The 1,958-nt window shown below is 50.0% G+C and carries 1 tRNA gene and 1 rRNA gene; both read right to left on the bottom strand.

The annotated features are described in order from the left end of the window. A tRNA-Ala gene (locus tag IE082_RS10995) sits at positions 1–76 on the bottom strand. A 93-nt stretch (positions 77–169) separates the two neighbouring features. Next, positions 170–1,712, bottom strand: a 16S ribosomal RNA gene (locus IE082_RS10990). Between the last annotated feature and the right edge of the window lie 246 nt (positions 1,713–1,958).

The following is a 1,958-nucleotide window of genomic DNA, read 5'->3' as shown; positions in this document are numbered from 1 at the left end:
TGGTGGAGGATGACGGGATCGAACCGACGACCCCCTGCTTGCAAAGCAGGTGCTCTCCCAGCTGAGCTAATCCCCCTAAGGATTATCGCTAACTATTAAACATCCGATAAGTGTGAGCACATGTAGCTTCTATTGTCAGCATCAGTAATAAATTACTCTGCATCTCTAGAAAGGAGGTGATCCAGCCGCACCTTCCGATACGGCTACCTTGTTACGACTTAACCCCAGTCATGAATCCCACCGTGGTAAGCGCCCTCCTTACGGTTAGGCTACCTACTTCTGGTGAGACCCACTCCCATGGTTTGACGGGCGGTGTGTACAAGACCCGGGAACGTATTCACCGTGACATTCTGATCCACGATTACTAGCGATTCCGACTTCATGGAGTCGAGTTGCAGACTCCAATCCGGACTACGATCGGTTTTATGGGATTGGCTCCACCTCGCGGCTTGGCGACCCTTTGTACCGACCATTGTATGACGTGTGAAGCCCTACCCATAAGGGCCATGAGGACTTGACGTCATCCCCACCTTCCTCCGGTTTGTCACCGGCAGTCTCATTAGAGTGCCCAACTTAATGATGGCAACTAATGACAAGGGTTGCGCTCGTTGCGGGACTTAACCCAACATCTCACGACACGAGCTGACGACAGCCATGCAGCACCTGTGTCCACTTTCTCTTTCGAGCACCTAATGCATCTCTGCTTCGTTAGTGGCATGTCAAGGGTAGGTAAGGTTTTTCGCGTTGCATCGAATTAATCCACATCATCCACCGCTTGTGCGGGTCCCCGTCAATTCATTTGAGTTTTAATCTTGCGACCGTACTCCCCAGGCGGTCAACTTCACGCGTTAGCTTCGTTACTAAGTCAATGAAGACCCAACAACCAGTTGACATCGTTTAGGGCGTGGACTACCAGGGTATCTAATCCTGTTTGCTCCCCACGCTTTCGTACATGAGCGTCAGTGTTATCCCAGGAGGCCGCCTTCGCCACTGGTATTCCTCCACATCTCTACGCATTTCACTGCTACACGTGGAATTCTACCTCCCTCTGACACACTCTAGCCTATCAGTTTCAAATGCAGTTCCCAAGTTGAGCTCGGGGATTTCACATCTGACTTAACAGGCCGCCTGCGCACGCTTTACGCCCAGTAATTCCGATTAACGCTTGCACCCTACGTATTACCGCGGCTGCTGGCACGTAGTTAGCCGGTGCTTATTCTTTAGGTACCGTCATCAGCAAGCAGTATTATTACTTACCTTTTCTTCCCTAACAAAAGAGCTTTACAACCCGAAGGCCTTCTTCACTCACGCGGCATTGCTGGATCAGGGTTGCCCCCATTGTCCAAAATTCCCCACTGCTGCCTCCCGTAGGAGTCTGGACCGTGTCTCAGTTCCAGTGTGGCGGATCGTCCTCTCAGACCCGCTAAAGATCGTCGCCTTGGTGAGCCTTTACCCCACCAACTAGCTAATCTTCCATCGGCCGCTCGTTTAGCACAAGGCCCGAAGGTCCCCTGCTTTCAACCGTAGTTCGTATGCGGTATTAGCTTCCATTTCTGAAAGTTGTCCCCCACTAAACGGTACGTTCCGATGTATTACTCACCCGTTCGCCACTCGCCATCAACCAAGCAAGCTTGGTCATGCTGCCGTTCGACTTGCATGTGTAAAGCATGCCGCCAGCGTTCAATCTGAGCCATGATCAAACTCTTCAGTTTAATATCATATGCTTTCGCAATGTGACCCTAAGGTCACTCTCAAGTATTGACTGACATTTCGACAGTTGATTTAACTCAACCATCTGCTTTGTTTCGTCAAGCATGAGCATTGTTTGTTTAAAGTCCAAATTCTCATTCAGACTCGCTACATATGCCCACACTTATCGGCTGTTAATTGTTAATGTACAGTTCTCTTTATCAAACCACCTTGGTGACTTAATCGCCGACTTGTCGTCAGCACAGAAG

The sequence above is a fragment of the Formosimonas limnophila genome (assembly GCF_014652675.1).
Lineage (GTDB): Bacteria > Pseudomonadota > Gammaproteobacteria > Burkholderiales > Burkholderiaceae > Hydromonas > Hydromonas limnophila.
Note: the sequence above shows the minus strand (reverse complement) of the source record. Positions and strands in the feature narration are given on the sequence as shown.